Annotated in this window: 27 protein-coding genes; 13 read left to right on the top strand and 14 right to left on the bottom strand. The window is 73.8% G+C overall.

Translation table 11 applies throughout. The features are described 5' to 3' along the window. Positions 1-69: 69 nt before the first annotated feature. Positions 70-1,041, bottom strand: a complete 972-nt coding sequence (locus tag PGN05_RS00390; RefSeq protein ID WP_419750181.1) for a quinone oxidoreductase family protein — start codon at positions 1,039-1,041, stop codon at positions 70-72. Between the two features lie 329 nt (positions 1,042-1,370). Between PGN05_RS00390 and PGN05_RS00395 the strand changes: the two genes are divergently transcribed. Continuing rightward, entirely contained in the window at positions 1,371-1,889 is a 519-nt protein-coding gene (locus tag PGN05_RS00395) for a hemerythrin domain-containing protein (RefSeq protein WP_419750183.1), read from the top strand. Positions 1,890-1,988: 99 nt separating this feature from the next. Here PGN05_RS00395 and PGN05_RS00400 read toward each other — a convergent pair whose 3' ends face one another. The 4 genes from PGN05_RS00400 to PGN05_RS00415 form a co-directional block, all read right to left on the bottom strand. Further along, positions 1,989-3,257 carry a winged helix DNA-binding domain-containing protein gene (locus PGN05_RS00400; RefSeq protein ID WP_419750184.1) on the bottom strand — a complete coding sequence of 423 codons (1,269 nt, stop codon included), beginning with the start codon at positions 3,255-3,257 and terminating at the stop codon, positions 1,989-1,991. Continuing rightward, a complete protein-coding gene (locus PGN05_RS00405) occupies positions 3,247-3,741 on the bottom strand; it encodes a VOC family protein (RefSeq protein ID WP_419750186.1) in 495 nt (164 codons plus the stop codon). The genes PGN05_RS00400 and PGN05_RS00405 overlap by 11 nt, the downstream gene beginning before the upstream one ends. A 122-nt stretch (positions 3,742-3,863) precedes the next feature. Next, entirely contained in the window at positions 3,864-4,529 is a 666-nt protein-coding gene (locus PGN05_RS00410; protein ID WP_419750187.1) for a helix-turn-helix domain-containing protein, read from the bottom strand. Between the two features lie 101 nt (positions 4,530-4,630). Further along, a complete protein-coding gene (locus PGN05_RS00415) occupies positions 4,631-4,786 on the bottom strand; it encodes a Zn-dependent oxidoreductase (RefSeq protein ID WP_419750188.1) in 156 nt (51 codons plus the stop codon). A 115-nt stretch (positions 4,787-4,901) separates the two neighbouring features. On the opposite strand from PGN05_RS00415, the gene PGN05_RS00420 reads away from it, so the two are divergent. Both PGN05_RS00420 and PGN05_RS00425 read left to right on the top strand, forming a co-directional pair. After that, on the top strand, positions 4,902-6,050 hold the full coding sequence (locus PGN05_RS00420; protein ID WP_419750190.1) for a TRAFAC clade GTPase domain-containing protein: 1,149 nt from the start codon (positions 4,902-4,904) through the stop codon (positions 6,048-6,050). After that, positions 6,047-6,409: a hypothetical protein gene (locus PGN05_RS00425; protein ID WP_419750192.1), complete on the top strand. Its 363-nt coding sequence runs from the start codon at positions 6,047-6,049 to the stop codon at positions 6,407-6,409. Before PGN05_RS00420 ends, PGN05_RS00425 begins: the two co-directional genes overlap by 4 nt. A gap of 121 nt (positions 6,410-6,530) precedes the next feature. On the opposite strand, the gene PGN05_RS00430 is transcribed toward PGN05_RS00425, so the two are convergent. After that, positions 6,531-7,448 (bottom strand): hypothetical protein, encoded by a 918-nt coding sequence (locus tag PGN05_RS00430; protein WP_419750194.1) that lies wholly within the window; start codon positions 7,446-7,448, stop codon positions 6,531-6,533. A gap of 255 nt (positions 7,449-7,703) precedes the next feature. Then, positions 7,704-8,219, bottom strand: a complete 516-nt coding sequence (gene msrA, locus PGN05_RS00435; RefSeq protein WP_419750196.1) for a peptide-methionine (S)-S-oxide reductase MsrA — start codon at positions 8,217-8,219, stop codon at positions 7,704-7,706. 124 nt (positions 8,220-8,343) lie between these two features. Between msrA and PGN05_RS00440 the strand changes: the two genes are divergently transcribed. Continuing rightward, entirely contained in the window at positions 8,344-8,754 is a 411-nt protein-coding gene (locus PGN05_RS00440) for an ester cyclase (protein ID WP_419750198.1), read from the top strand. Between the two features lie 114 nt (positions 8,755-8,868). Further along, positions 8,869-9,444 carry a dihydrofolate reductase family protein gene (locus PGN05_RS00445; RefSeq protein WP_419750200.1) on the top strand — a complete coding sequence of 192 codons (576 nt, stop codon included), beginning with the start codon at positions 8,869-8,871 and terminating at the stop codon, positions 9,442-9,444. 56 nt (positions 9,445-9,500) lie between these two features. On the opposite strand, the gene PGN05_RS00450 is transcribed toward PGN05_RS00445, so the two are convergent. Next, positions 9,501-9,719, bottom strand: coding sequence for a helix-turn-helix domain-containing protein (locus PGN05_RS00450; protein WP_419750233.1), 219 nt, complete (start codon positions 9,717-9,719; stop codon positions 9,501-9,503). Between the two features lie 393 nt (positions 9,720-10,112). On the opposite strand from PGN05_RS00450, the gene PGN05_RS00455 reads away from it, so the two are divergent. Continuing rightward, positions 10,113-11,372: a 3-deoxy-7-phosphoheptulonate synthase gene (locus PGN05_RS00455; protein ID WP_419750202.1), complete on the top strand. Its 1,260-nt coding sequence runs from the start codon at positions 10,113-10,115 to the stop codon at positions 11,370-11,372. A 29-nt stretch (positions 11,373-11,401) separates the two neighbouring features. On the opposite strand, the gene PGN05_RS00460 is transcribed toward PGN05_RS00455, so the two are convergent. After that, positions 11,402-13,675 carry a putative bifunctional diguanylate cyclase/phosphodiesterase gene (locus tag PGN05_RS00460; protein ID WP_419750203.1) on the bottom strand — a complete coding sequence of 758 codons (2,274 nt, stop codon included), beginning with the start codon at positions 13,673-13,675 and terminating at the stop codon, positions 11,402-11,404. 190 nt (positions 13,676-13,865) lie between these two features. Here PGN05_RS00460 and fabG point away from each other — a divergent pair, with 190 nt between their 5' ends. The 3 genes from fabG (at position 13,866) to PGN05_RS00475 (ending at position 16,531) form a co-directional block, all read left to right on the top strand. After that, on the top strand, positions 13,866-14,570 hold the full coding sequence (gene fabG / locus PGN05_RS00465) for a 3-oxoacyl-ACP reductase FabG (RefSeq protein WP_419750205.1): 705 nt from the start codon (positions 13,866-13,868) through the stop codon (positions 14,568-14,570). After that, positions 14,570-15,343 carry an enoyl-ACP reductase FabI gene (fabI, locus tag PGN05_RS00470; protein ID WP_419750207.1) on the top strand — a complete coding sequence of 258 codons (774 nt, stop codon included), beginning with the start codon at positions 14,570-14,572 and terminating at the stop codon, positions 15,341-15,343. The genes fabG and fabI overlap by 1 nt, the downstream gene beginning before the upstream one ends. Before the next feature lie 69 nt (positions 15,344-15,412). Further along, positions 15,413-16,531, top strand: coding sequence for a ferrochelatase (locus PGN05_RS00475; protein WP_419750208.1), 1,119 nt, complete (start codon positions 15,413-15,415; stop codon positions 16,529-16,531). A gap of 73 nt (positions 16,532-16,604) precedes the next feature. On the opposite strand, the gene PGN05_RS00480 is transcribed toward PGN05_RS00475, so the two are convergent. Continuing rightward, a complete protein-coding gene (locus PGN05_RS00480; protein WP_419750209.1) occupies positions 16,605-17,342 on the bottom strand; it encodes a hypothetical protein in 738 nt (245 codons plus the stop codon). 86 nt (positions 17,343-17,428) lie between these two features. On the opposite strand from PGN05_RS00480, the gene PGN05_RS00485 reads away from it, so the two are divergent. Then, complete coding sequence (locus tag PGN05_RS00485) at positions 17,429-17,872, top strand: NfeD family protein (protein WP_419750211.1); 444 nt, start codon at positions 17,429-17,431, stop codon at positions 17,870-17,872. Between the two features lie 94 nt (positions 17,873-17,966). Further along, the gene (locus tag PGN05_RS00490) at positions 17,967-19,184 is read left to right on the top strand and encodes an SPFH domain-containing protein (RefSeq protein WP_419750212.1); all 1,218 of its coding nucleotides are present in this window, start codon (positions 17,967-17,969) and stop codon (positions 19,182-19,184) included. Positions 19,185-19,269: 85 nt separating this feature from the next. Here the strand turns inward: PGN05_RS00490 and PGN05_RS00495 are convergent, their stop codons facing one another. After that, positions 19,270-20,250 (bottom strand): RNA polymerase sigma factor SigF, encoded by a 981-nt coding sequence (locus PGN05_RS00495; protein WP_419750214.1) that lies wholly within the window; start codon positions 20,248-20,250, stop codon positions 19,270-19,272. Further along, positions 20,247-20,744 carry an ATP-binding protein gene (locus PGN05_RS00500; RefSeq protein ID WP_419750216.1) on the bottom strand — a complete coding sequence of 166 codons (498 nt, stop codon included), beginning with the start codon at positions 20,742-20,744 and terminating at the stop codon, positions 20,247-20,249. Before PGN05_RS00500 ends, PGN05_RS00495 begins: the two co-directional genes overlap by 4 nt. Positions 20,745-20,968: 224 nt before the next feature. Here PGN05_RS00500 and PGN05_RS00505 point away from each other — a divergent pair, with 224 nt between their 5' ends. Both PGN05_RS00505 and PGN05_RS00510 read left to right on the top strand, forming a co-directional pair. Next, positions 20,969-22,819, top strand: a complete 1,851-nt coding sequence (locus tag PGN05_RS00505) for a SpoIIE family protein phosphatase (RefSeq protein WP_419750218.1) — start codon at positions 20,969-20,971, stop codon at positions 22,817-22,819. A 47-nt stretch (positions 22,820-22,866) separates the two neighbouring features. Beyond that, positions 22,867-23,892 (top strand): DNA topoisomerase IB, encoded by a 1,026-nt coding sequence (locus tag PGN05_RS00510; protein ID WP_419750219.1) that lies wholly within the window; start codon positions 22,867-22,869, stop codon positions 23,890-23,892. A 66-nt stretch (positions 23,893-23,958) separates the two neighbouring features. Here the strand turns inward: PGN05_RS00510 and PGN05_RS00515 are convergent, their stop codons facing one another. Continuing rightward, a complete protein-coding gene (locus tag PGN05_RS00515; RefSeq protein ID WP_419750221.1) occupies positions 23,959-24,357 on the bottom strand; it encodes an STAS domain-containing protein in 399 nt (132 codons plus the stop codon). A gap of 364 nt (positions 24,358-24,721) precedes the next feature. Continuing rightward, on the bottom strand, positions 24,722-25,255 hold the full coding sequence (locus tag PGN05_RS00520) for a hypothetical protein (protein WP_419750223.1): 534 nt from the start codon (positions 25,253-25,255) through the stop codon (positions 24,722-24,724). Positions 25,256-25,266 lie beyond the last annotated feature (11 nt).

The raw sequence follows: 25,266 nt of genomic DNA on the forward strand, positions 1-25,266 counted from the left end.
CTGCTCTGGACCACCCGCCTCGTGTAGCGGAGTCGCTGGAGAGCGGTCCCCGCTCTCCAGCGACTCCGATCAGCGGCTGGGGTCGAGGACGAGCTTGCCGGTGGTGCGGCGGGCCAGCAGGTCCTGGTGCGCCTCGCGGACGGCGGTCAGCGGGTAGCGGCCGCCGGCGATCGGCTTCAGCGCCCCGTCGGCGACCAGCGGCAGCAGCTCGGTCATCGCGTCGTCCAGCATGTGCGGGCGGGCCATGCAGTGGGCCAGCCAGAACCCGATGACCGCCCGGCTCTTCTGCATCAACGCCCCCGGCGGGACGGGAGCGGACGGCGTGCGGGCGGCCATGCCGTAGGTGACCAGCCGGCCGAACGGGGCCAGCGCCGACAGCGAGCCGGCGAGGACGTTGCCACCGGTCATCTCCAGGACGACGTCGACCGGCTTGCCGCCGTTGGCCTCGCGCAGCGCCGCGGTGAACGTCTTCGGGTCGTCGTCGGCCAGGGCGGGGTCGATGCTCGCGTCGGCGCCCAGCTCCTCGGTCAGCGCCCGCTTCTCGGGGCTGGACGCGGTCGCGATCACCCGGCCGGCGCCCCACCGCCGGGCCAGCTGCACGGCCAGCGAGCCGACCCCGCCGGCGCCGGCGATGACGACGACGGTGTCGCCGGCGGCGAGGTGGGCGCTGGTGCGCAGCAGATGCCAGGCGGTGGCGCCCTGCAGGACGACGGCCAGCGCCTGCTCGTCGGTCACGCCGTCGGGCACCGGCCAGGTCAGCCGCGGGTGCGCTGCCACCCGTTCCGCGTAGCCGCCGCCCCCGAGCAGCCCGACCACCCGCGGGCCTCCGCCGGCCGCCGTCCCCACGAACTCGGCGCCGGGCACCAGCGGGAGCTGCTGCGGGGCCAGGTAGCTGTCCTCGACCTGGTGGGTGTCGGCGTAGTTCACGCCGGCGGTGGAGACGTCGTAGAGCTGCTGGCCGGGGACGGCCTCCGGCTCGGGGACGTCGACGACGTCCAGGACCTCGGGGCCGCCGAAGCGGGTGATCTGCACAGCACGCATGCAGGTGAGGCTAGGGCCTCGCCATCGTCGTACGGGTCGCGGTCCGGGCGAGCGCGGCCGCGCGGGCGGGCGCAATCACCGGCGAAGTCGTTGGGAGCCCGAGCCCCTTCCCCTGCCGAGCCCTTCCCCCTGGAGCACCGGTGCTGCCTGGTCCTCGACTGTGCAGCCGTCGGCCCGAGTGCTCGCTGCCCACGGTGTGCCTGGGCATCCCTCGATCGCCGGATTCCTGTCCGTCTCATCCGGCAGCCCACGCCCCGGGGCTGGGTGGTCGAGCGCCTGGGCGTGCTCCAGTCCGCCTACCTTCCCTCGGGACGGGTAGGCCGGTTGTTATGTCTGACTTCGAGATCACCGCCCTCGTCCTGGCCGAGCACGAGATCTTCCGGCGGGATTTCTCAGCGCTCGAGGACCTGTCCGGTCGTGAGCTCGCGGCCGCGTGGGATGCGCTGCACGCCAAGCTGGAGGTGCACGCCGTCGCGGAGGAGCAGCTGTTCTATCCGCTGCTCGCCCAGGCAGCGGAGGGCGAGCAGGAGACGGCGGAGGGTGTGCACGACCACAACGAGATCCGGCACGCTGCGGCCGCCGTCGAGGAGCATGAGGTCGGCAGCGAGGGCTGGTGGGAGGCGGTGCGCAACACGCGGCAGGTCAACGCCGACCACATGGCGGAGGAGGAGACGGACTTCTTCCCCCCGTTCAAGGAGGCCGTGGACGACGAGCAGCGCGAGGCCCTCGGGATGCGCTGGTTGGCATTCCACGACGAGCACGAGCACGCTGACGGGCTTTCCGGCGAGGACGCGGCGGTGGAAGAGGTGGTCGCGACCGAGGTGCCGGAGGGAGACCCGTCACTGTGAGCACGCCGGCCCGCTCGAGGCGGCTGGCCGACCGGCGGGACACCTGGTCTCGGCTCCGGCTACTGCTGGTCGCGCGGAGTCCGTAAGTGGTGGATTGTCTCATCCCCGCAACGGGGCCGGCCCTCCCGGAGGGCTCGGTGGCTCGGGTGGCGCGGCGAGCCTGCGCGCGAGCGGGGTCGGATGGGTGAGCATCACCCGCACGCCGTGGCACCAGGCGGTCACGCGCTCCGCTTCTCGCTCCAAGGCCGCACGAGCCTCTCGTCCCATGACCTCCAGCCCCTGCAGTTCCACGACACCGTGGTCGTCCTGGCGCCAGCCGCCGACGACGCGTCCGTCCCACCAGGCCGTCGGGCCCGCGTTGCCGGCGGAGTCGACCACATCTACGGCGCGTGCCCCGCTCAAGTACCACTCGCGGCCGTGCCAACCCATCGTCGTGGGATCCAGCGGGGGGAGCAGCGCCGCCCACGGCTCCACGTCCGGCTCCGGGTCGAGGTCGTCCGGCAGCAGCCAGCCGGTGCCCTCGTCGAGCGCGACCTCGACCGCATCGACGTCCTCGAGGGCACGCCGGACGAGTCCGAGCGTGGTACCGGTCCACCACTTCAGGTCGCGGTCGGTGCCGGGCCCGAAGGCGCGCAGCCACCGCTCGACGAGCCAGGCGACCCCGTCGCGCTCGGACCACGGTCGGCGTGCGGCCCCCGTCCACGACTCCGTCCGGATCCACCGGTGACGAGGCAGCCGCCAGTGGCCGTCGCTCGGGCCTCGCACCACGAGGCCGCACGCAGACAGCACGGCCATCAGGCGCGGTCCGACCTGGACCCTGCTCTCCCAGGTGGTGCCGACACCCTGGGCGTAGGAACCGGCGAGCGCCGGCAGCTCCTCACGGAGCTCGCTGGTGGAGCGCGGTCGATCGTCGGCGAGCAGGTCGAGCACCTGCGCCGCCGCGTCGTCGAGCCAGCGCGCTCCGTCTGGGCGCAGTCCATGGCGTTCGACGTCCCGGACGAGCGCCTTCCGTTCCGCTCGTGCGACCCGGTCACCGACGGCCGCCTGGACGGGGTCGAGCGCGTCGGGGGGCAGCGCGAAGACGGTCCGACGCATGGCCAGGTCGCGAACGAGCGAGCGCTCGTCCTCGAGGGCCCGGCGGACGTCTGCGACCTCGACGTCGTCGATGCGTGCAAGGGCGGACAGGTAGACGGTGGACGGGTCGGTCGCGTGCAGCGCGACGACGTCACGGGCAGCCGTCACGACGTCCGGCGCCCGGTGCTGCGGTGCGACGTGGTGGCGCCGGGCCAAACGCGCACGGCGCTCGGTGTCCGGCACGGCTCGGGCAGGCGCCATGCCGGTGATGCGCGGGCGCGCGTCACCGCCCATCGCGAGCGGGCTCGGGTTCCGTCCCGAAGGACGGCATCGCCTCGAGGAGAGTGCGGTGGATGTAGGCGAGGTTCGGGTCGGTCCATTCGGCCGGTGCCGTGTCGTCCGCGGCGTCCCAGTCCAGCTCCGGGGCCTCGCCGTGCTCGTACACCCACCACATGTTCCCCCATGGGTCGACCATCCGGGAGAAGACCGTCCCGAAGAAGTCGGTCGGCTTCGTGACGATTCGCGCCCCGCGCGCCATTGCCTGGCCGAGGACGCTTTCCACGTCGCTGACGTAGACCTGGGTCAGTTGCGGCAGGGCCGGCCAGCCCGGCTTGCGCTCGCCGAACATCAGGGTGGTGCCGCCGATCTCGAGCTCGGCGTGGAGGAGCAGTCCGTCGACGTCGACGGTGCGGGCATCGAGGTGCTCCTCGCCGCCGAACACGTCCCGGAGGAAGGCGATCAGCCCGTCTGCGTCGGAGGTGATGAAGAACGGGTTCACGGTGGAACACCCGGTCGGGGACGGCGCGGTGGTCATGGTCGTCCCCCTGGCGGCGGCTGTCTCGTCCATGTCCTCACGATCGCCGACGAGCCGTTCGGAGGGCTTGAAGAAAAGCGCCGTTCTCAGGCGGTCACCGCGGCCAGGATGCGCGCTGGTGTCTCACCTCGAATGCGTCGTAGCTCTCGGGTCAGGTGGGCCTGATCCGCGTAACCCACGGCGACGGCGACCTCGACCGGCGACACCCCCTCGCTGAGCAGCCGGTAGGCCTCGCGGCAGCGATCGAGTCGCTCGATCTCCTTCCGCCGGAGGCCTGTGACAGCTCGGAACCGGCGCTGCCAGCTTCGGAGGGATAGCCCGTCATCGTCCCCGCCGAGCGCCCGCCGGACGTCGGCGTCCGCGACCATGACTCCCTCGGCCACGAGCCGCGAGACGAAGCGCTCGAGTTCCTCCCATGCCGGGATCGGCACGCGCCGTCCACCGATGGTCACCCGTCCGTCGGCCACCGGCAGCGCGGCGATGGCCCCGCGCAGCAGTGCCTTGTCGACACCTGGGATGAACACGTGTGCTGCGAGTTCCACGCCCCAATAGGTCTCACCGATGTGCGCGCGGATCGGCAGGCCCTCGATCCGCGGGCCCGCGAGCTCCGCCGCGAGCGAGCCGTCCGGGCGACGGATGAATGAGAGGCCCCAGTGCTCGCTCGCCTCGTCGGTGTAGCCGGCGTCCTCCTCGACGAAAGCGCGCCAGACCGAGCGGATCTCAGGACTGCCCGAGGCGCGCTGCTCCCACACGCGGGCAGGGTATGGCGCCCACGCCTGGGGCCCGCTGCCGCTCCGGCAGCGACGGGACCGTCCTCGGCGCGGCGCTGCTCCGGAGCGGGCCGGTCGTCAGGTCAGTTGGCCGACAGTGCGTGGTGGGTGTCGGCGAAGTTCACGCCCGCGGAGGAGACGTCGAACAGCTGCTGCCCGTCGCCGGGGACCGGGTCGGGCAGGTTCACGACGTCCAGGACCTCCGGGCCGCCGAAGCGGGTGATCTGCACGGCACGCATGGCGTGAGGCTATGGCTCGGTCGATGAGGGCGCTGCGCGGCGGCGGGGAGCACCGCTGCGACACGCGGCCACCCGCCGGCCGGGGGTCCTCCGCGCCGGTATCTACGCTCCGCGCATGGACGTGAGCAGAGCCCTGGAGCAGCACATCGCGGTGTTCGGCGAAGGCGGCAGCGGCAAGACGGTCCTGCTCTCCTCGTTCTACGGAGCGACTCAGGAACCCCAGTACCGGAAGCAGAGTCTCTTCCACGTCGTGGCGGACAACATCGGCCAAGGCGCTCGATTGCACCGGAACTACCTCGGCATGAAGAACTCAGCGCAGGTGCCCGTGACCACCCGCTTCACCGGGACGTCCTATTCCTTCTCGATCAAGCTGAAGGACGGATCTGGCACCAAGGCGATGAAGGACAAGCCGTTCGACGCCCTGCGCCTGGTCTGGCACGACTACCCGGGGGAGTGGTTCGAGCAGGACGTCAACGGACCGGAGGAGGCGCAGCGCCGAGTCGACACGTTCAGGACCCTGCTGAGCTCGGATGTCGCGCTCTTGCTGGTGGACGCCCAGCGGTTGCTGGACAACGCCGGGCAGGAGGAGCGGTACCTGAAGTCGTTGTTCGCCAACTTCCTGAACGGGTTGCTGTCGCTCAAGGACGACCTGCTCGAGGACGGGCAACCACTCGTCGAGTTCCCGCGCATCTGGGTGCTGGGTCTGTCGAAGTCCGATCTGCTGCCGGACCTGGACGTGTTCGCGTTTCGGGACCTCCTCATCGAGAAGGCAGCCGATGACCTGGACGCGCTGCGCCAGGTGCTGGCTGGGCTGGTGGAGGCCGACGACGCGCTGTCCGTCGGTGAGGACTTCGTGCTGCTCTCGTCAGCGAAGTTCGGCGCAGAGAGGATCGAGGTCACCGAGCGCATCGGGGTCGACATGATCCTGCCCTTGGCCGCCATGCTGCCCTTCGAACGCCATGTCAAGTGGGCTCAGACCGAGGAGCTGCAGGGAAAGGTCGTCGAGATGCTGCTGCGTGGCGCCGGCCCTCTGGCTACTGCGTTGGTGGGGACCAAGAGCAAGTTCCTCGGCGTCGTGGGGCAGATGCTGAACATCGTCGGTCCCAGCTTGGCCGAAGCCGCCGGGCTGAACGGGGACAAGCTCGAGGAGTACAACTCCGATGCGCTGGCGAAGAAGGACTACCTGCGCGCCACGTTGAGCCGCTTCGGGATGGACTTGGACAAGGGCGAAGAGGATCGGGTCCTGCTCAGGAGCCTCCGGTGAGCCTCATCTGGGCCTCACGGGGACGGGCCTGGGGCTTCCGATTCCTTCGGAACGACGCCACGGGGGACCCGCTGGCGCTCTACGACATCGCCTTCTCGGGTGTCGAGGACGCGTCCGAGGCATGCCGTCGCGTTGCCGCGACCGGGGCGCAGCCCGAGATGGTGGCACTGCGCTTCCCGGACCCGGGGGGGCGGCGGGATCGAGCCGGCCGAGTGATCCCGCACGACTTCGTCGTCTTCGGACCCTCGGCCGACGAGGTCCGATCGGTCGACGATGGTCGTCAGCGCATCTGGCCCTTGGTCGCCGACGACTTCGAGCAGGTCTGGGAGCTGCCCAAGCCGCCGCCGGCCAACCGATGACCGCGAGGCCGCGCGATCCAGCCCGCCGGCCGGCCGCTGATCCGGCTCTCAGGACAGCCGGTGGTGGGTGTCCGCGAGGTCCCCGCCCGACGTCCGGCGAGGACACCCTCCGCGGAGCAGCTCAGCTGACCGGCAGCGCGGCGAGCCGGGCGGCCAGTTCCGCGTTGCGACGCAGGAAGGGCCCCCATCCGGTCGGCGCCCGGGTGCCGGGCACCGACCTGGTGCAGGTCTCCTGCTCCCAGGCCCGGAGGCGGCCGTCCCGGAATCGCAGCCGGACCAGGACGTCGTCCGCCCAGGCGGTGACGTCCTCGTCGCCTTCCTCGCCGGGCGCGGTGACCCGCTGCGGCGCGACCACCCACTCGACCGCCTCGATCTCCTCCTGGAGCCGGGCCGCCGCCTCGTAGGCCTGCGCCCCGGCCGCGGCGTCGCGCCGGGCGGTCAGCGCCGCCAGTGCGTCGGCGACCGCCGTCGGCTCGCGGTCCAGCACGGACGCCACGGCGCTCGCCAGCTCCGCCACGGGGGTGTCCTGCCCGCCGCGCAGCCGCGCCAGCTCCCGCTCGCCGGCGGTCCGGGTCGGGCCGGCGTGGCCGAGCGGGTACAGCCGTTCCAGTCCGGACACGGCCAGCCGCACCTTGCGGGCCCCGAGGTAGGGCCCGAAGAGGCGGATCCCCGGTGCCGGCGGGTGCGCGGAGGCGAGGCCGAGACGCGGCGCCTCCGGCGAGGGGTCCAGGCGGATGCTGACGGGCACCTCCAGGCCGCCGACGATCCGGTTCCACCGAGGCAGCGACCGCTCGAGCAGGTTGCGTTCGGCCCAGGCGGCCTCGTGCGCGGAGTCGCAGACCAGCGCCTCGATCCGGGCGACCCGGAGCACCATCCGCCGCAGGTGGCGGCGGTCCCGCAGATCGCCCCAGTAGGAGCTGACCCGGCGGCGCAGCTCTCCGGCCCGCCCGACGTACAGCACGCGGCCGCCGTCGTCCCGGAAGCGGTACACGCCCGGAGCGGCCGGCAGCGCGGCGACGGCGTCCGGTCGGGCAGGCACGCCCCCATCGTGCGCACGCCCGGAGCGCCGGTGGTGGCGGCGCGCCCCACCGCTCCCAGGTGTCCCACCGGTCACGTCCGGGTCCGGGCGCGGGGGCGGTCTCGCCGGGTGCGGGCTGGGTGTCCCCAGCACCGGGAGGAGAGGCGTCGAGGAGGACGTCCCCTCGCAGGGACGTCCCCCTCGACGTCGTCGCACCGATGGCCTCGATCAGCGCCCCGGCTGACTCGTCCGGGACGCGCCGATCGGGACCTCAGGTCATCGGGTGGTCTGCGCCTCGCGACGCGGGAGCACCCAGTCGGGCCGCACGTAGTGGCAGGTGTAGCCGAAGGGGATCTTCTGCAGGTAGTCCTGGTGCTCCTCCTCGGCCTCCCAGAACGGGCCGGCCGGTGTCACCTCGGTGACGACCTTGCCCGGCCACAGGCCCGAGGCGTCGACGTCGGCGATGGTGTCGAGCGCGACGCGCCGCTGCTCCTCGCTCGTGTAGAAGATCGCCGAGCGGTAGCTCCGGCCCACGTCGTTGCCCTGCCGGTCCTTCGTCGACGGGTCGTGGATCTGGAAGAAGAACTCCAGCAGCTCCCGGAAGGAGATCACCTCGGGGTCGAAGACGATCTCGACCGCCTCGGCGTGGTCTCCGTGGTTCCGGTACGTGGCGTTGGGGATGTCGCCGCCGGAGTAACCGACCCGGCTGGAGAGCACCCCCGGGCGCTTGCGCAGCAGGTCCTGGGCGCCCCAGAAGCAGCCGCCGGCGAGGATCGCGGTCTCAGTGGTCACGTGTGCCTCCTTCTGTGTCCAGCACGCCTGGTGAACACCGCGACCCGGGCCGGGATTTCCTCCTCGGTGCACGGGCGGGCGATCTGCAGGGCACGCACGGCCCGGCCGGGTGTGTGATGACGCCATGACGCCCACGGAGACCGTGTTGGCCTTCCAGCTGGCCGCGGACCGTCGGGACGACGCCGCCTTCGATCTCGTCGCCGAGGACCTCGTCCAGCACGCGGCGGGGCCGCAGGGCCGCGCGGGCCTGCGGCAGACCCTCGCGACGCTCGACCACGACCTGGACCACCCGACGGCGACCATCCACCGGGTCGTTGCAGAGGACGACCTCGTCGTCGTGCACCTCACCCTGCAGGGGCGCCACGTGGCCTCGACGATGCCGCTGCTCGCCGGGCTGGCACCGACCGGGGACTCCGTCGCGTGGGACTTCATCCACATCTGGCGCGTCGCGGACGGCTCGATCGTCGAGCACTGGGCCTGCCGCGACGACGTCGGGCTGCTCGCACAGGTCGGAGGGTGGCCGCCGTCCCGTTGACCGCGGCACCTGCTGTGAGCGCCGTCCCGACGCCGGAGCCGGTCGGCGGCGATGAGTTCGCGCCGTGGCCGCGGTCCCCACCCACATCCACCGACCGCGCTGCAGGAGGACGAGATGACCGCGACGTACACCTTCGACGTCTTCTCCAGCCTCGACGGTTTCGGCGCCGCCGGCGGCGACTGGACCGGCTACTGGGGCAAGCAGGGTCCGGAGCTGCTCGACCACCGCCTCGACCTGTACAGCGCGGAGCAGCGGATGGTCTTCGGGGCCACCACGTACCGGGAGTTCGTCCAGATGCTGGCCGCGAGCACCGAGGAGTCCGAGGTGCGCGACCCGTGGGTCACCCGGATGACGACGATGCCCGCGGTGGTGGTGTCGACGACCCTCGCCGAGCCCCTCGACTGGCCGGACGCGACCCTGCTGCGCGGCGACGCCGTCGACGTCGTGGCCCGGCTCAAGGAGGAGTCCGACGTGCCGTTGCGCTCGCACGGCAGCCTGTCGATGAACCGGGCTCTGATGGCCGCCGGCCTGGTCGACCGCGTGCAGGTGACGATCTTCCCGGTCATCACCGGGTCCACCGGGCTCGGCCCGATCTTCCGGGGTGCGGCTGACTTCGACCTCGAGCTGCTCGAGAGCCGGACGCTCGACGGGTCCATCCAGGAGCTCGTCTACCGACCCACCCTCCACTGAGGTGACGGGCTCGCCCCCGGGTCAGGGCCGGGTCGTGCCGCCGGGTCAGCCCGCCGTCACGCGACGTCGGTGCGGGCGTCGTCCAGGTAGGCGCGGACGGCCGGCGCCGGCACGCGGAAGGACCGGCCGACGCGCACGGCGGCCATCTCGCCGCCGTGCACGAGGCGGTACACGGTCATCTTCGAGACGCGCATCATCGAGGCGACCTCGGCCACGGTCAGGAAGGTGACCGCGGGGCGCGGAGCGGCCTGCTCGCCCGCGGGGCGCGCGGCCATCGGGCGCGCGGGCACCGGCCGGGCGGCGATCGGTCGCTGACCTATGGTGCCGACGCCGGGGTGCTGGCGGACGCCCACCGGGCGGGGCAGCAGGTGCTGGCCGTAGCCGGCCTGACGGGTGAGGGCGGAAGCGGGGGAGCGCTGGGGAAGGGACACGTCGTTCCTCTCGGTGGCGGTCCACGGGGCGATGCGTCCGCTCGCCGGTGGCGACGGTGTGCGTCCGTGTTGGCACTGACAGTAAGGGGAACGGTGGGGCCCGTGCGAGGCCAGTCCGGACGAGACGAACTGGTCCGCTTCGGCAGTAGTTGACCGTGCGCCCGGCGGGGTCGGTGCGTCGGGCGTGGTGACATGCCGAGGAAGGGCGCCGCGGAAGCGTCGGGGAGAGTGGTGCGCATGGAGCGTGCAGTCCCGGCCGACCGGATCCTGGACGTCGCGACGACGATCGCCGACCAGCTGCTGGAGGTCCAGACGGGGGTGAACGGTCAGATCGACGCCGCTCTCGCGGAATCGCTGCCCGGGGTACGGCACCGACTGGGCGTCGAGCAGACGGACGATGTCGACCTCACCGGCCTGGTGAACACCCGGATCACCGGCCTGAGCGTGGTCGTCACGCCGGCTGCGGTGGCGACCGTCGTCCCGCTGTCCGCGGGGTCCGCCGCGACGACACGAGCCGCGCGTCGCGCGGTGACCGAGATCCTCACCGGCGCCGACGACCGACTGGCCGTCATCGCCGGTCCCTGCTCCATCCACGACCCGGCGGCAGCGCTCGAATACGCCGGGTTCCTCGCCCGCATGCGGGATCGGCACGGCGACGACCTCGAGGTCCTCATGCGGACCTACACCGAGAAGCCCCGGACCGAGGTCGACTGGAAGGGGTTCGCCTACGACCCGTTCCTCGACGGGTCCAGCCGCATCAGCGTCGGCCTGGTCGCCACACGCATGCTCATGGGCGCCATCACGGCCCTCGGGGTGCCGGTGGCCGCCGAACCGCTGAACGCCCTCACCCCCCAGTACGTCAACGGCCTGGTCACCTACAACGGTGTCGGCGCGCGCAACGTCACCGACCAGACCGCCCGGGAGCGGGTGTCGGGCTTCTCCTCGGTCGTCGGCTTCAAGAACTCGCCGGAGGGCAGCATCGAGGTCGCCGTCCAGGCCGTCGTCGCCGCCCGGGCGCCGCACGAGTTCCTCGGCGTCGACTCCCACGGGGTGTCGGCCCAGCTGTCGACGACGGGCAACGACACCGCGCACGTCATCCTGCGCGGAGCCAAGGACGGCCCCAACTACTCCGCGGTGCACATCGCCGACACCAGGCGGCGGCTGGCGGCGCGCGGCCTCCCCGAGGTGGTCGTCGTCGATGCCTCCCACGGCAACAGCCAGAAGGACCACCTGCGCCAGATCGAGGTCGTCCGGGACCTGGCCGGGCAGGTCGCGGGCGGCGAGTGGGCGATCCGGGGCGTGATGGTGGAGAGCAACCTCGTCGCGGGTCGGCAGGACCTCGACCGCCGGCATCCCGGGCGGCTGGAGTACGGAGTGAGCGTCACCGACGCCTGTGTCGACCCCGGGACGACCGAGCAGTTGCTGGCTGAGCTGGCCGAGGCGGTCCGTCAGCGGCGGCGGGTGCCACGGCGCGACTCGCCTCCTGCCGCCGTCTGACGCCCTCGCCGAACGGCACCTGCCGTTGGTCAGGCGGTCACCGGCACGTCGCGGGCGGCCAGCCAGCGCTCCAGCTCGACGGCGGGCAGCGGGCGGGCGTGCAGGTACCCCTGGCTCTCCTCGCACCCGAGCGCCTCGAGCCGGGCCAGCGTGCCGGCGTCCTCCACGCCCTCGGCGACCACCCGCAGGCCCAGCCGGTGCGCCAGGTCGACGGTGCTGGCGACGATGGCGGCCGCGCGCGCGTCGGTGAGCAGGTCCGTGGTGAAGGAACGGTCCAGCTTCAGCTCGCCGAGGGGCAGCTCACGCAGGTAGGTCAGCGAGGAGTAGCCGGTCCCGAAGTCGTCGATGCTCACCGTGATGCCGAGGTCGGCCAGGGCGGTGAGGACGGCGGTGCTGCGCCCGGGGTCGGCCAGCAGCACGCTCTCGGTCACCTCGAGGACCAGCGCTGTGGGCGGTACCGCCGCGGACCGCAGCAGCCGCGCGACCCGGTCCGGCAGGCCCGTGTCGAGCAGGTTGCTGGCCGAGAGGTTGAGCGACACGCGCAGGTCCAGGCCGCGTCGCAGCCAGTCGGCGGCCTGCGCGATCCCCAGTCTCAGCACCTGGTCGGTGAGCGCCCCCATGAGGCCGTGCACCTCGGCCAGCGGCAGGAAGTCCGCCGGGCCCAGCAGCCCCCGGACCGGGTGCTGCCAGCGGACGAGGCACTCCACGCCCACCGTCCGGCCGGTGCCCACGTCGACCTGCGGCTGGTGGTGCAGGACGAGCTGGCCCGTGGCGAGCGCGGCGCGCAGCTCCTCGACGAGGACCAGGTGCCCGCTGGTGTCGTCGTGCTGCGCGTCGTCGTAGACCACGGCGCCGCGCCCGGAGCGCTTGGCCGCGTACATGGCCGCGTCGGCCTGCCGGAGGAGGACGGTCGGGGTCGCCGCGGGCGATCCGGGGACGCCCTCGCTCACGGTCAGGCCGAGCGCCGCGGTCGCGTGCACGGTGAGCCCGTCGAGCTCGAACGGCTCGGCCAGGCAGCGGACCAGCCGGTCGCCCAGCCACCGGGCGCGCTCGTGCGGCGCCGTCCGGGCGGGCACCCGGGCGACGATCGCGAACTCGTCGCCGCCCAGCCGGCCGAGCAGGTCGCCGGGGCCGAGCAGGGGGTCGATGCGCTGGGCGACCAGCCGCAGCAGGTCGTCGCCGGCCGCGTGCCCCAGCCCGTCGTTGACCTCCTTGAACTTGTTGAGGTCCAGCAGCCCGAAGACGACGGGGACGCCGCCGCCGAGCAGGTCGCCCAGGCGGCGCAGCACCGCGCGCCGGTTGGCCAGCCCGGTGAGCTCGTCGGTCAGCGCCTCCTTGCGGCTGACCGCCAGCTGGGACAGGTCGTGCACGTTGAGCAGGAGGCGCACGGCCGACCCGGCCGCGGCGACGGCCGCGCACCAGCTCGCCGTGAGGTTCGGCGTGCCGACCGACGTGACCAGCAGGACCACGGTCGAGGCGACGATGACGACGAAGGCGCCGATCGTGGTGGCCGCCGGGTCGGTCAGCCGCGGGGTCACCGGCGGCGCGGGCAGCACCGCGGCGATGCCCGCGCAGGTGACGAGGACGGTGGTCCCGGCCCAGCCGATGTGCGGGTCCGCGGCGACGGTGGCGACGGCGGCCGACGCCAGGTCGGCGACCACGCCGGCCAGCAGCAGCCAGGCCCGCGGATCGCGGCCCATCCCGACGATCGACATCACCGACGCGGCGGTGCCGAGGAGGACGAACGCCGCGCCGCCGTGGGCCAGCAGCGGCTGCACCTGCCACCACGGCCCGTGCGCCAGGGCGCCGTCCGTGTGCGCCAGCAGCACGGTCAGCACGGCGACGACGGCCAGCACGGCGGAGGAGCCGTTCAGGGTGTCGTTCGGGTCGGCGACGCTGGTGTTGTGCCGGTTCCAGCCCACGAGCCCGCCGTAGAGCAGTGGGAACACGGCCACCGGCGCCCAGGCCACCGCCAGTTCCGCGAGGCTCCCGGCGCCGGGGAGGAGGTCCAGCAGCAGGGAAGTGGCGGTGATCGCGGTCAGTGCTCCGGCAGCCGTCGCGATGCGCCGCCAGAACGTGCGCTCCTGGATCGTCGTGCGCACCCGCCGGACGAGGAGGACGCACGCGACCGCCTGGGTCGCCAGCACGAGGACCCGGGCGCCGACGTCGGCGCCGGCGTCGGGCAGCACCGCCCGGGCGCCGCCCAGGAGGGCGGCTGCCTGGACGGCGGCCAGGACGGCCACGAGGACCATCGGCCACCGGCGGGCGCCCCCGAGGAGCTGTGCGGGCGAGGAGACGGACACCCATCGGACATCGGACGGCGGGCGCGCCGGCTGGAGCTCCGCGCGGCGGCCCGCCCCTCCAACGGGGAGGCAACCCCGGGCTGCCCGCCGGGTGGGGCCGGTCCGGGGGCCGGGCGCTCCCCGGGTGTGACCTGCGACCAGCGACTAGGTTCGGGTGCCGACGGTGCGGTCGGCGCAGGGGAGTGACGCAGTGGGCAGATCGGTGCTCGTGACCGGTGGGAACCGGGGGATCGGGCTGGCGATCGCCCGGTCCTTCGCCGAGCAGGGCGACTCGGTGGCGGTGACCCACCGCGGCAGCGGCGTCCCCGACGGGCTGTTCGGCGTCCGGTGCGACGTCACCAGCACCGAGGACGTCGACCGGGCGTTCACCGAGGTCGAGGAGCACCAGGGGCCGGTGGAGGTGCTGGTCAGCAACGCCGGGATCACCCGCGACGGGCTGCTCATGCGCATGAAGGAGGAGGACTTCGCCGACGTCCTCGACGCCAACCTCACCGCCGCCTACCGGGTGGCCAAGCGGGCCGCCGCCAAGATGGTGCGCGCCCGCTCGGGCCGGATGGTCTTCATCTCCTCGGTCGTGGGCCTGCTCGGCTCGGCCGGGCAGACCAACTACGCGGCGTCGAAGGCGGGGCTCGTGGGCCTGGCCCGCTCCATCGCCCGCGAGCTGGGCAGCCGCGGCATCACCGCGAACGTCGTCGCGCCCGGCTTCGTGGAGACCGACATGACGGCGCAGCTGCCGGAGAAGCGGCAGCAGGAGATCCTCGGGCAGGTGCCGCTGGGCCGGTACGCCTCGGCGGACGAGATCGCGGGCGTGGTGCGCTTCCTCGCGGGCGACGCGGCCGGCTACATCACCGGGGCGGTCGTCCCGGTCGACGGCGGACTGGGAATGGGGCACTGATGAGCGGCATCCTCGAGGGCAAGACGGTCCTGGTCACCGGGGTCCTCACCGAGGCGTCGATCGCGTACGCGACCGCCCGGATCGCGCAGGAGCAGGGCGCCACCGTCGTCCTGTCCAACTTCGGCCGGGCCCTGTCGCTGTGCCAGCGGATCGCCAAGCGGCTGCCGCGGGAGGCGCCGGTCATCGAGCTCGACGTCACGAACACCGACCACCTGTCGACGCTGGCCGACCGGCTCCGCGAGCACGTCGGCGACACCCTCGACGGCGTCGTCCACTCGATCGGCTTCGCGCCGCAGGAGGCGATGGGGGAGGGCTTCCCCGAGGTCGCCTGGGAGCACGCGGCGACGGCGTTCCAGGTGTCCACCTGGTCGATGGCCTCGCTCACCCAGGCCTGCCGCCCGCTGTTCGGCGACACCGCCTCCGTCGTCGGGCTGACCTTCGACGCGACCGTCGCCTGGCCGGTGTACGGGTGGATGGGCGCGGCCAAGGCGGCCCTGGAGTCCACGTCCCGCTACCTCGCCCGCGAGCTGGGTCCGGAGGGCGTGCGGGTCAACCTGGTCGCGGCCGGCCCGCTGCGCAGCATGGCGATGAAGTCCATCCCCGGCAGCTCGCAGTTCGAGGAGGCGTGGGAGGCCCGCGCGCCGCTGGGCTGGTCGGTCACCGACACCGAGCCCGCCGGCAAGGCCGTCGTCGCGCTGCTGTCGGAGTGGTTCCCCGCCACCACCGGCGAGATCGTGCACGTCGACGGGGGCTTCCACGCCGTAGGCGTGTGAAGGGTCACAGAGCCACGCCGTCGGCGTGTGAGCCGCATCCGTTTCCCGCTCCCTCCAGGAAGAAGCAGCGTGCCGCGCGCCACCGACGTCGACCTCCACCCCGGCCTGCGGCCCGACGAGGAGCCCTCCCTCGCCGTCCGCAACAACGGCGGCGTCCCGCCGTCGGCCGACCCTGCGCCCGCCGGCCGCCGGGAGGCGCTGCTGGTCCTCTCCTTCGGCGGGCCCGAGGGCCCCGACGACGTGATGCCGTTCCTGGAGAACGTCACCCGCGGCCGGGGCATCCCGCGCGAGCGGCTGGCCGAGGTCGCCGAGCACTACCACCACTTCGGCGGCGTCAGCCCGATCAACGAGCAGAACCAGGCCCTGATCGCCGCCGTCGAGGCCGACCTCGCCGCCGCCGGGATCGAGCTGCCCGTCTACTGGGGCAACCGCAACTGGGCGCCCTACGTCGAGGACACCTGGCGGCAGATGGCCGACGACGGCGTCGAGCACGTCTACGTCTTCGCCACCTCCGCCTACGCCTCGGCGTCGGGCTGCCGGCAGTACCACGAGGACGTCGCCCGGGCCCGATCGGTCACCGGTGGGGGCCCGACCGCCGAGAAGCTGCCGCACTACTTCGACGCCCCCGGCTTCGTGCGGGCCAACGCCGACGCGCTGGCCGCCGCGCTGGCCTCGCTCCCCGAGGAGGTCCGGGACACCGCGCGGCTGGTGGCGACCGCGCACAGCATCCCGGACGCGATGGCCGCCGTCGCCGGCCCGGACGGGCACGCCTACGAGGCCGAGCTCACGGTCGCGGCGCAGCAGGTGGTGGACGCCGCCGCGCCGGGCCGGCCCTTCGACCTGGTGTGGCAGAGCCGGAGCGGGCCGCCGTCGGTGCCCTGGCTGGAGCCGGACGTCAACGACCACCTGCGGGCGCTGGCCGCGCAGGGCGAGCGGGCCGTCGTCCTGTTCCCCGTCGGCTTCGTCAGCGACCACCTCGAGGTGGTCTGGGACCTCGACAACGAGGCCCGTGCGACCGCCGCGGAGGTGGGCCTGGCCTTCGCCCGCGCGGGCACCGCCGGCACCCACCCCGCGTTCGTCGCCACGGTGCGCGAACTGCTGGCGGAGCGCCGCGCCGGGAGCCCGCCGCGGCTGGGCACGAACTGCCCGGCGGCCTGCTGCTTCGTGGCCCGGCCGACCCGCCGTTGATCATCGCCGAGCGGCGGCCCCCGTCGGCGGGTCGGCCGCCCACCCGACGATGATCGACGGCTGAGGGGCGAGATCAGCGGGGGATCGCGTTGAAGGCGGCGGTCACAGCGGCCCGGACGGCGTCCGACAGCGGGCGCAGCGCGTCGTCCCGGGCCGCGGCCTGGCCGGTGGTGACCGCCGCTCCCGGCGCGTCGGTCAGCGCGAGGTCCAGCACCCGCGCCAGCCGCTGCGCGCGGGACAGCAGCGACAGCGCGACCGGGTCGGTGCCCGGCGGCATGCCCGGCACGTGGGCCGGCTGCGCGAGCCCGGCCAGCAGCGTGGGCACCTCGGGGTGCCAGCGGGCCAGGTCCAGGTCGACCAGGGTGCGGGCGGCGTCGCCCACGGCGAGGTCCAGGGCCCCGGACGCCGCCCGCAGCGAGCCCTCCACCGCCGGCGGCGGGGGCGGGACGCCGTCCAGGTCGAACGCCGTCCACTGGACCACCTCGGTGCCCACCGGCTCGGGCACCAGGGCGAGCCGCTCGCCGACCGCCGCCTGCCCCGCGTCCAGCGCCAGCTCGGTCAGACCGGGCGCGCGCGGCAGGCCGCGGACGTCGCCGGCCACCGGCAGCACCAGCCGGAATCGGCGCTCGCCGAGGGTGCGCAGCGTGGTCAGCGCCCAGCCGAGGGGGACCGCCTCCTCGGCGCCGGGCAGGCCGGAGACCCGGTGCGCGGTGTCGCCGAGGAGCGCGTCGAGGGCCTCGTCGTAGGACGTGCGGCCGGTGAGCCAGGCGGTCGCCCAGACGGCGAACCGACCGGCGGGGAAGTCGTGCACGCCCCGAGGCTATGTCGGACTCCCGATCGTCCGACGACACGGTGGAGAGCGGCCGCGCTCCCGGGCGGGTCTGGGAGAGTGACGCCGTGGACGCCTGGCTGCTGTGGCTGATCGCCTCGGGCCTGTTCGCCGCGGGGGAGATGGCGAGCCTGGACCTGGTGCTGCTCATGTTCGCCGGCGGCGCCCTGGGCGGCATGACCGTCGCCCTCCTCGGCGGGGGCGTGGGGCTGCAGCTGATCGGCTTCATCGTCGTCTCGGCGCTCCTGCTGGTGCTGGTGCGCCCGCTGGCCACCAAGCACCTCACCCAGCGCACCCCCGAGCAGCTCGACGGCGTCGCCGCGCTCATCGGCCGGACGGCGCGGGTCACCCAGCCCATCGACGGGCACGGCGGCCGCATCCGGCTCGGCGCCGACGAGTGGACGGCCCGCAGCCAGTACGGCGGGGAGACGTTCCCGGTCGGCGCGACGGTGCGGATCCTGCAGGTGGACGGCGCCACGGCGGTCGTCGGGGACGCCCTGGAGCTGAGCTGACCTCTCCGAGCGGGTGACCCGCGCGCTGCGCAGCACTGTCCGAGGCCGCGCACAGGGCAAGATCGAGACGGAACCGGAGTGGAAGGAGCGTCCCGTGACGCCCGCACTGATCGCCCTCATCGTGATCGCCCTGCTGGTGGTCGTGGTCGTCGCCAAGAGCGTGACGATCGTGCCGCAGGCGCAGGCGAAGGTCGTGGAACGGCTGGGCCGCTACAGCCGCACCCTGTCGCCCGGCCTGTCGATCCTCGTGCCGTTCATCGACCGGGTGCGCGCCACCATCGACCTGCGCGAGCAGGTCGTCTCCTTCCCGCCGCAGCCGGTGATCACCGCCGACAACCTGCAGGTGGGCATCGACACCGTCGTCTACTTCCAGGTGACCGACCCGCGGCTGGCGGTGTACGGCATCGCCAACTACATCACCGGCATGGAGCAGCTGACCACCACGACGCTGCGCAACGTGGTGGGCGGGCTGAACCTCGAGGGTGCGCTGACCGGCCGCGACGGCATCAACAGCCAGCTGCGCGAGGTCCTCGACGGCACCACCGGGCCCTGGGGCCTGCGGGTGGCGCGGGTGGAGATCAAGGCGATCGACCCGCCGCACTCGATCCAGGACTCCATGGAGAAGCAGATGCGCGCCGACCGCGACAAGCGCGCCGTCATCCTCACCGCCGAGGGCCACCGGCAGGCGGCGATCACCTCGGCGGAGGGCGAGAAGGCCTCGGCGATCCTGTCGGCGGAGGGCCGCAAGCAGGCGGCGATCCTCGAGGCCGAGGCCGAGCGGCAGAGCCGGATCCTGCGCGCCGAGGGTGAGCGGGCGGCGCTGTTCCTCCAGGCCCAGGGCCAGGCGAAGTCGATCGAGACGGTCTTCCAGGCCATCCACGACGGTAAGCCCGACCAGGGCCTGCTGGCCTACCAGTACCTGCAGACGCTGCCGCAGATCGCGCAGGGCGACGCCAACAAGATGTGGATCGTCCCCAGCGAGTTCAGCAAGGCGCTCGAGGGGCTGGCCAACCTCGGCGGCGCCGAGGGCGGACGGTCCTGGATGGACGTCGGGTCGTCGGGCAACGGCACGTCGGCGCCGCGAGGCGCCGGGCTGGACACCAGCGACTGGTTCGAGTCGCAGCTGCCGTCGGCCGCCGAGCAGCCGGAGGCGCGGATCGAGCTCACCAGCATCACCGACACCGCGCCGGCCATCCCGACCCCGCCGCCGCTGTCGGAGGTCACCCAGGACGTGCGCGACAGCGGCCCGGCCGCGGACCCGGCGGTGCGGGAGCAGTTCGGCGCGACCGACGACGGGCGCTCTCCCGCCTGACCTGGACGGGGGAGAGGAAGCTCTACCTGCGTGCTGCGCCCGGAGACGCGGGTAGAGCTTCCTCTCCCTCGGGGGCAGGGGGTCCTCAGTCCTTGAGCAGGCCCTCGCGCAGTTTGGCCAGCGTCTGGCTGAGCAGCCGGGAGACGTGCATCTGCGAGATGCCGATGTCCGCCGCGATCTGCGACTGCGTCATGTTGCCGAAGAACCGCAGGATGAGGATGCGGCGCTCGCGCGCCGGGATGGTCGCCAGCAGCGGCTGGAGCGACTCGCGGTACTCGACCCCCTCCAGCGCGGCGTCCTCCTCGCCGAGGGTGGCGGCGAGGGTGGGGGAGTCGTCCTCGCCGGACAGCCGCTCGTCCAGGGAGCTGCTGCGGTAGGCGTTGGCGACCGCCAGGCCCTCCAGCACCTCGGCGCGCGGGATGCCCAGGTGCTCGGCCAGTTCCGACGGCGTCGGCGCCCGGCCGTTCTTCTGCGCCAGCTCACCGACGGCCGCGTTGAGCGACAGGTGCAGCTCCTGCAGCCGGCGCGGCACCCGCACCGACCAGCCCTGGTCGCGGAAGTGCCGCTTGATCTCCCCGGTGATGGTGGGGACGGCGAAGGAGAGGAACTCCACGCCGCGGGTCGGGTCGAACCGGTCGATCGCCGCGATCAGCCCGAGCGTGCCCACCTGCAGCAGGTCGTCGAAGGGCTCGCCGCGGTTGCTGAACCGGCGGGCGAAGTGCCGGACCAGCGGCAGGTGTTCCTCGACGAGGAGCTCGCGCAGCCGCTCGCGGCGCGGGTCGCCCTTCTCCAGGGTGGCCAGCTCGGCGAACAGCGGCGCGGTGCGCTCGGCCCGGCGGCGGTTGTCCGACACCGGTGCCGCGTCGGGCTCCGGTTCCACCGCGACGTCCGCCTCGGCGAGAGCGTCCTGGGCGGGCACGGCCTCGCTGCGCGGATCGGGGACGAGCACCGGCTGCTCGTCGGGTGCGATGTCACCCGGCGTCCCGGCCGGGCCGGTCGGGGACTCGTCGTCGCGCAGGATGTCCTCCTCGGCGGTCGGCGGCTTGGCGGCGGCCCCCCGGGTCACCGCGCCACCGAGATGTTCTGGCCCGCGCCACCGAGCACCTGCTCCGGGCTGTGGCCCGGCAGGAACTTGTCCATGGAGATGACCGCGACCGCGGCGGTGCTGCCGTCGCCGGCGGGGACGGTCGCCTGCGTCGCGGGACCGGCCTCGACGTGGTCGACGAGGGTGTGCAGCACCGCCCACCCGAAGCCGTCGCGCGGCACGTCGGTGCCCTCGGCGGTCGGCACCCAGGCGTCGATGTGCAGGCCCGAGCGGCGGGTCTCGAACACCACCGTCAGCCGGCGGTCCTCGGACACGATCGCGGCCAGCGTCGCGCAGGCCTCGTCGACGGCCAGCCGGAGGTCCTCGACCGAGTCCAGGTCGTAGTCCATGCGCATCGCCAGGTCACCGGCCATGGCCCGCACCGCGGGCAGCTGGGTCGGGGTGGTGGGCACCCGCAGTTCCAGTCGCTCGGCGCGCCGCCCGTCCTGCGCGAGGGCACCCCTCGAGTCCACCATCCGTCGTCCGCTCCTCGTCATCAGCGTCGCGGCCCTGCCCCGGTGACCCCGGCGGCAGCGACCCGCTCCCATAGTGCCCGACCGCCGCCAGGACCCGCCGCAGCGCGTGTCGGGACGGCGCCCGACGAGCGGTCGTACCCGCGGCGACGGTGCGGGAAACGCCTGTCCCCGGGCCCGGTGAGCGCGGTTGCCGCCCCTGGGGCCCTGTTGTTTCCTGACCGCAGATGAACGCCAGCCAGGAAGGCCTCCCACCGGCCGCGCGTCCCCCGGGTGACGCCGGCGGCGACGTGCTGGTCGCCGCCATGGAGGACGCGCCCGCGGCCATCTACTGCCTCGCCGGCCCGGGCCTGGAGCCGGTGTGGGCCAACGCCCGCGCCCGCGCCCTGGGCACCTCCCGCGCCGACCTGCCGCTGGTCGACGGCCGCCCGGTCGCCGACCTGGCCGACACCGTGGCCCGCACCGGTCGCCCGGAGACGCTGTCCGGCCCGATGGGGTCCGACGGCGGATCGGCCACGGTGCTGCTGCAGCCGCTGCGGGTCGCCGGGTCCCCCGGTGTCCTGCTCGTCCTGGAGGCCGAGCACGGCGCGGCCGAGTCGCGGCCGGCGCCGGAGCCCGACCTCGTCGACCAGGTGCAGCACTCGCTGCTGCCGCCGGCGCTGCCGCTGCTGCCCGACGTCCGGCTGTCGGGCAGCTACCACCGGGCCAGCTCGGTGCGCGCGGCGGGCGGGGACTGGTACGACGCGGTGCCGCTGGGCCGCGGCCGGCTGGCCCTGGTCATCGGCGACGCGGTCGGCCACGGCGTGCCGGCGGCCGGCGCGATGAGCCGGCTGCGCGGTGCCATGCGGTCGGTCGCGCTGCGCGACCCGTCGCCGGCCGCCGTCATCGCCGCGCTCGACGCCTTCGCCGCCGAGATGGAGGACGTCGAGGGCGCCTCGGTGTTCTACGCCGTCCTCGAGGCGGCCACCGGCCGGCTCACCTACGCCGGTGCCGGGCACCCGCCGCCGCTGCTGGTCGCGCCCGACGGCTCGTCGTCGCTGCTGCCGGTGACGCCCCGGCCCCCGCTGGGCAGTCTGCCCGGCACCCCGACCGTCGTCTCGACTGCCGAGCTGCTGCCGGGCGCCACGCTGGTGCTGTACTCGGACGGCGTCGTCGCGGCGTCCGGGTCGTCGCCGGCCCAGGGCCTCAGCCGGCTGGCCGAGGGCGCCCGGCAGGTGCTCACCGCCTCCGGCGCCGTCGACGTCGACGGAGCCGCCGGGCTGGCCGCGTCCATCGTCGAACGGCTGCTGCGGCCCGACGACCGGCCCGACGACATCGCCGTGCTCGTCGCGCACCGGCGCGCCGAGTCGCAGGAGAGCCTGAGCCTGGACCTGCTGGCGGTACCGGCGTCGCTGCCCGCGGTGCGCCGGCACCTGGGCGCCTGGCTGGTCCGGCTCGGGATGGGGGAGCAGGACCGGGTCGGCGTGATGGTCGCGGTGGGCGAGGCCTGCGCCAACGCCGCCGAGCACGCCTACCGCGGCACCGAGCCCGGCCGCATGCAGGTGACCGCGGCGGTCGACGTCGACGGCGTGCTGACGGTGACGGTGCGGGACGAGGGGCGCTGGCGGCCGCCGGACCGCGACCCGGGGGACCGCGGCCGCGGGCTGCTGATCATGCGGCAGCTGGTGGACGGCGTGGTGCTCCAGGGCGAGCACGGCACCACGGTGACCCTGAGCATGCGGCTGCGGCACAGCCCGGAGGGGGTCGAGGAGCGGCACGGCGGCCCGAGCACCGCCGTCGTCGTCGTCGACCGAACCGGTGACCGCCCGGTGGTCCGGGTCTCCGGCGAGGTGGACCTCCTCGGGGCCGACCAGCTGCGGATCCGCCTCCTGGAGGCCAGCCACGGCGGCACCGGACGGGTCGAGCTGGACCTGGCCGCGGTGACCCTGTTCAGCAGTGCAGCGGTGCGGGTGGTCCTCGCGGTCGCCCGCATCGCCGGGGACGAGGGCTGGCGGCTGGTCGTGCACGCACCGGAGGGCGGTGTGACCCGGCACATCCTCGAGATCAGCGGGCTGGCGGGGCTGGTCGAGCTGCGCTGAGGGGTGAGTTCCGTTTGGGGAACGGCTCCGGTGCCCATTCTCCGGACGTGAGACTCCGCCGCAGTGACGTGCACGGCCCCGGCTACCGACGCCGGCGGGCCGGCCGCGGCTTCGCCTACTACGACCTCGACGGCTCGCTCATGAGGGACGACCGTCTCGACCGCATCCGCGCCCTGGCCATCCCGCCGGCGTGGAAGGACGTCTGGATCTGCCCCTGGCCCAACGGCCACATCCAGGCCACCGGCGTCGACGCGGCGGGCCGGCGCCAGTACCGGTACCACGACGCGTGGCGGGCCCGGCGGGACGCCGAGAAGCACGAGCGCGTGCTGGAGATCGCCCACCAGCTGCCCGACGTCCGGGAGACCGTCGTCGGGGCGGTGACCGGCTCCGGGCTGACCCGCGACCGCGTGCTCGCCGCCGCCGTCCGGCTGTTGGACCTCGGCGCGTTCCGCGTCGGCAGCGAGCAGTACGCCGAGGACAACGGCACCTACGGCCTGGCGACGCTGCGCCAGGAGCACGTCCGGGTGCGCGGCGAGCAGGTGTTCTTCTCCTACACGGCCAAGGGCGGCATCGAGCGGGAGCTGGAGCTCACCGACAAGCCCACGGCCGACGTGGTCCGGGAACTGCTCAAGCGGCCCGGCGACACGGGGGAGGAGCTGCTCGGCTACTGGGTGGACGACCCGGCCGGCGCGGGCCGGGTGTGGCACGACGTCACGAGCACCGAGATCAACGCCTACCTCAAGGAGATCAGCGACGCGGAGATCACCGCCAAGGACTTCCGCACCTGGAACGCCACGGTGCTGATGGCGGCCACCCTCGCCGAGGCCCCCCAGCCGGAGTCGAAGACGGCGCGCAAGCGGGTGGTCAAGCAGGCCTACGAGCGGGTGTCGGAGACCCTCGGCAACACCCCCGCGGTGTGCAAGGCCAGCTACGTGGACCCGCGGGTGGTCGACCACTTCGACTCCGGCGAGACGATCGCGCCGGCGTTGCGGGAAGCCGCCGCCGCGCCGGACGACCGGACCGCGCAGAAGGTGCTGGAGCAGGCGGTCTGCCAGATGCTCACCGCCTCCTGACACAGCGAGGGCCCCGCCGGAACCGGCGGGGCCCTTCGTGTGCGACCCCCGGCAGGGGGTCCTCCCTCAGCGGGCGCTGCTGTCCACGATGGTGAACAGGTCGATCAGGCCGGTGACCTCCAGCGGCCGGGTGACGGCGCGCGTGGTGGCGATCAGGCGCAGGTCGACCTCGCGCGAGCGGGCCGCCTTCTGCGTCTCGACCAGGACCGCGAGCCCGGCGGACCCGAGGAACTGGACGCCCGAGAGGTCGATGACCAGGCTCTTGGGCTGCTGCTCGAGCTGCGTGTCGAGTGAGGACCGGAGCACCGGCGCGGTGAACGTGTCCACTTCGCCGACGACCGTCACCGTGACCGCGCCGTCCTCGCCCGTGGAGGTCGAGAGCGTGATCACGTCGTCGAAGGGTGCCTCCGTGCCCTCTGTCGACACGTCGGGCTGCCCCTCGGCAGGCAGGTCGGATGTGGTCACGGGCTGAGCTCCTCTCAACGGCCGCCCCGGCGGCACGACCGCCCGGTCAATCTACCGCTGCGCGGCCCCCCGGTGTCGTGACCCCCGGAGCACGTCGTCGTCGATCGTGTCCGGCGCGGGTTCATGGACCCGCCCGGCCGCGGCTGCCTGCTCAACCGCCGTCCCAACGTAGACATCCGAGGTCGATGTCGCCAACCGGCCCTCGGCGACGGCCACGAACACGTGACGCCGTACCCCCTCCCGGGGGAGGGGGTACGGCGTCAGACGTGCAGAGGGTGGGGAGGACGGGGTCCCGCCTCGGCTCCTGGCCCCGTCCCGGGTCCCGCCCTGAGCTGGCGAAGGGTGGGGAGGACGGGGTCCTCTTTCAGTCGATCACGTGCATGGCGGTCTCCTCCGGGCCCTCGCCGCCGACCACCGGGTCGAGACTGGCCTCGACGTCGTCGGCGGTGCGGTTGGTGCCGGAGTCGCTGTCGGGGGTGGTGTCGTAGTCCTGCTCGAGCTGGCCGAGGCCGCGGCCCGGGTCCTCGGCGGGGCGCACGTCCGGGACGTCGTCGGCGATCTCCTCCTCCAGCCGCGCGGACAGCGACTTGCCCTCGGACTGCTCGAACGCGGTCGTCCCGAAGCCGACGGTCTGGTGGCTCTCCCGGTCGCCCGGCTCCGGGGCGAACTGCGGGTCCTCGGACCGCTGCATGGTCGGGAAGTCGTCCTGGGAGACGTCGGGGACGCCGTTGTCCTCGGGGAACACGTCCCGGGCGGTCTGGCCCTCGGGGCCGGTGGCGCCGGTGTCGCCGCGCACGCCGTCGCGGGTCCCGGTGAGGCCGCGCTCGTCGTCGGGGAACTCGCTGTCGTTGAGGGCGGAGTGGGTGGCTCCGCGGTCGTTCGGCTGCGGCTCGGTCATGGGGGGTTGCC

The organism is Geodermatophilus sp. CPCC 206100, from assembly GCF_048569675.1.
Classification (GTDB): Bacteria; Actinomycetota; Actinomycetes; order Mycobacteriales; family Geodermatophilaceae; genus Geodermatophilus.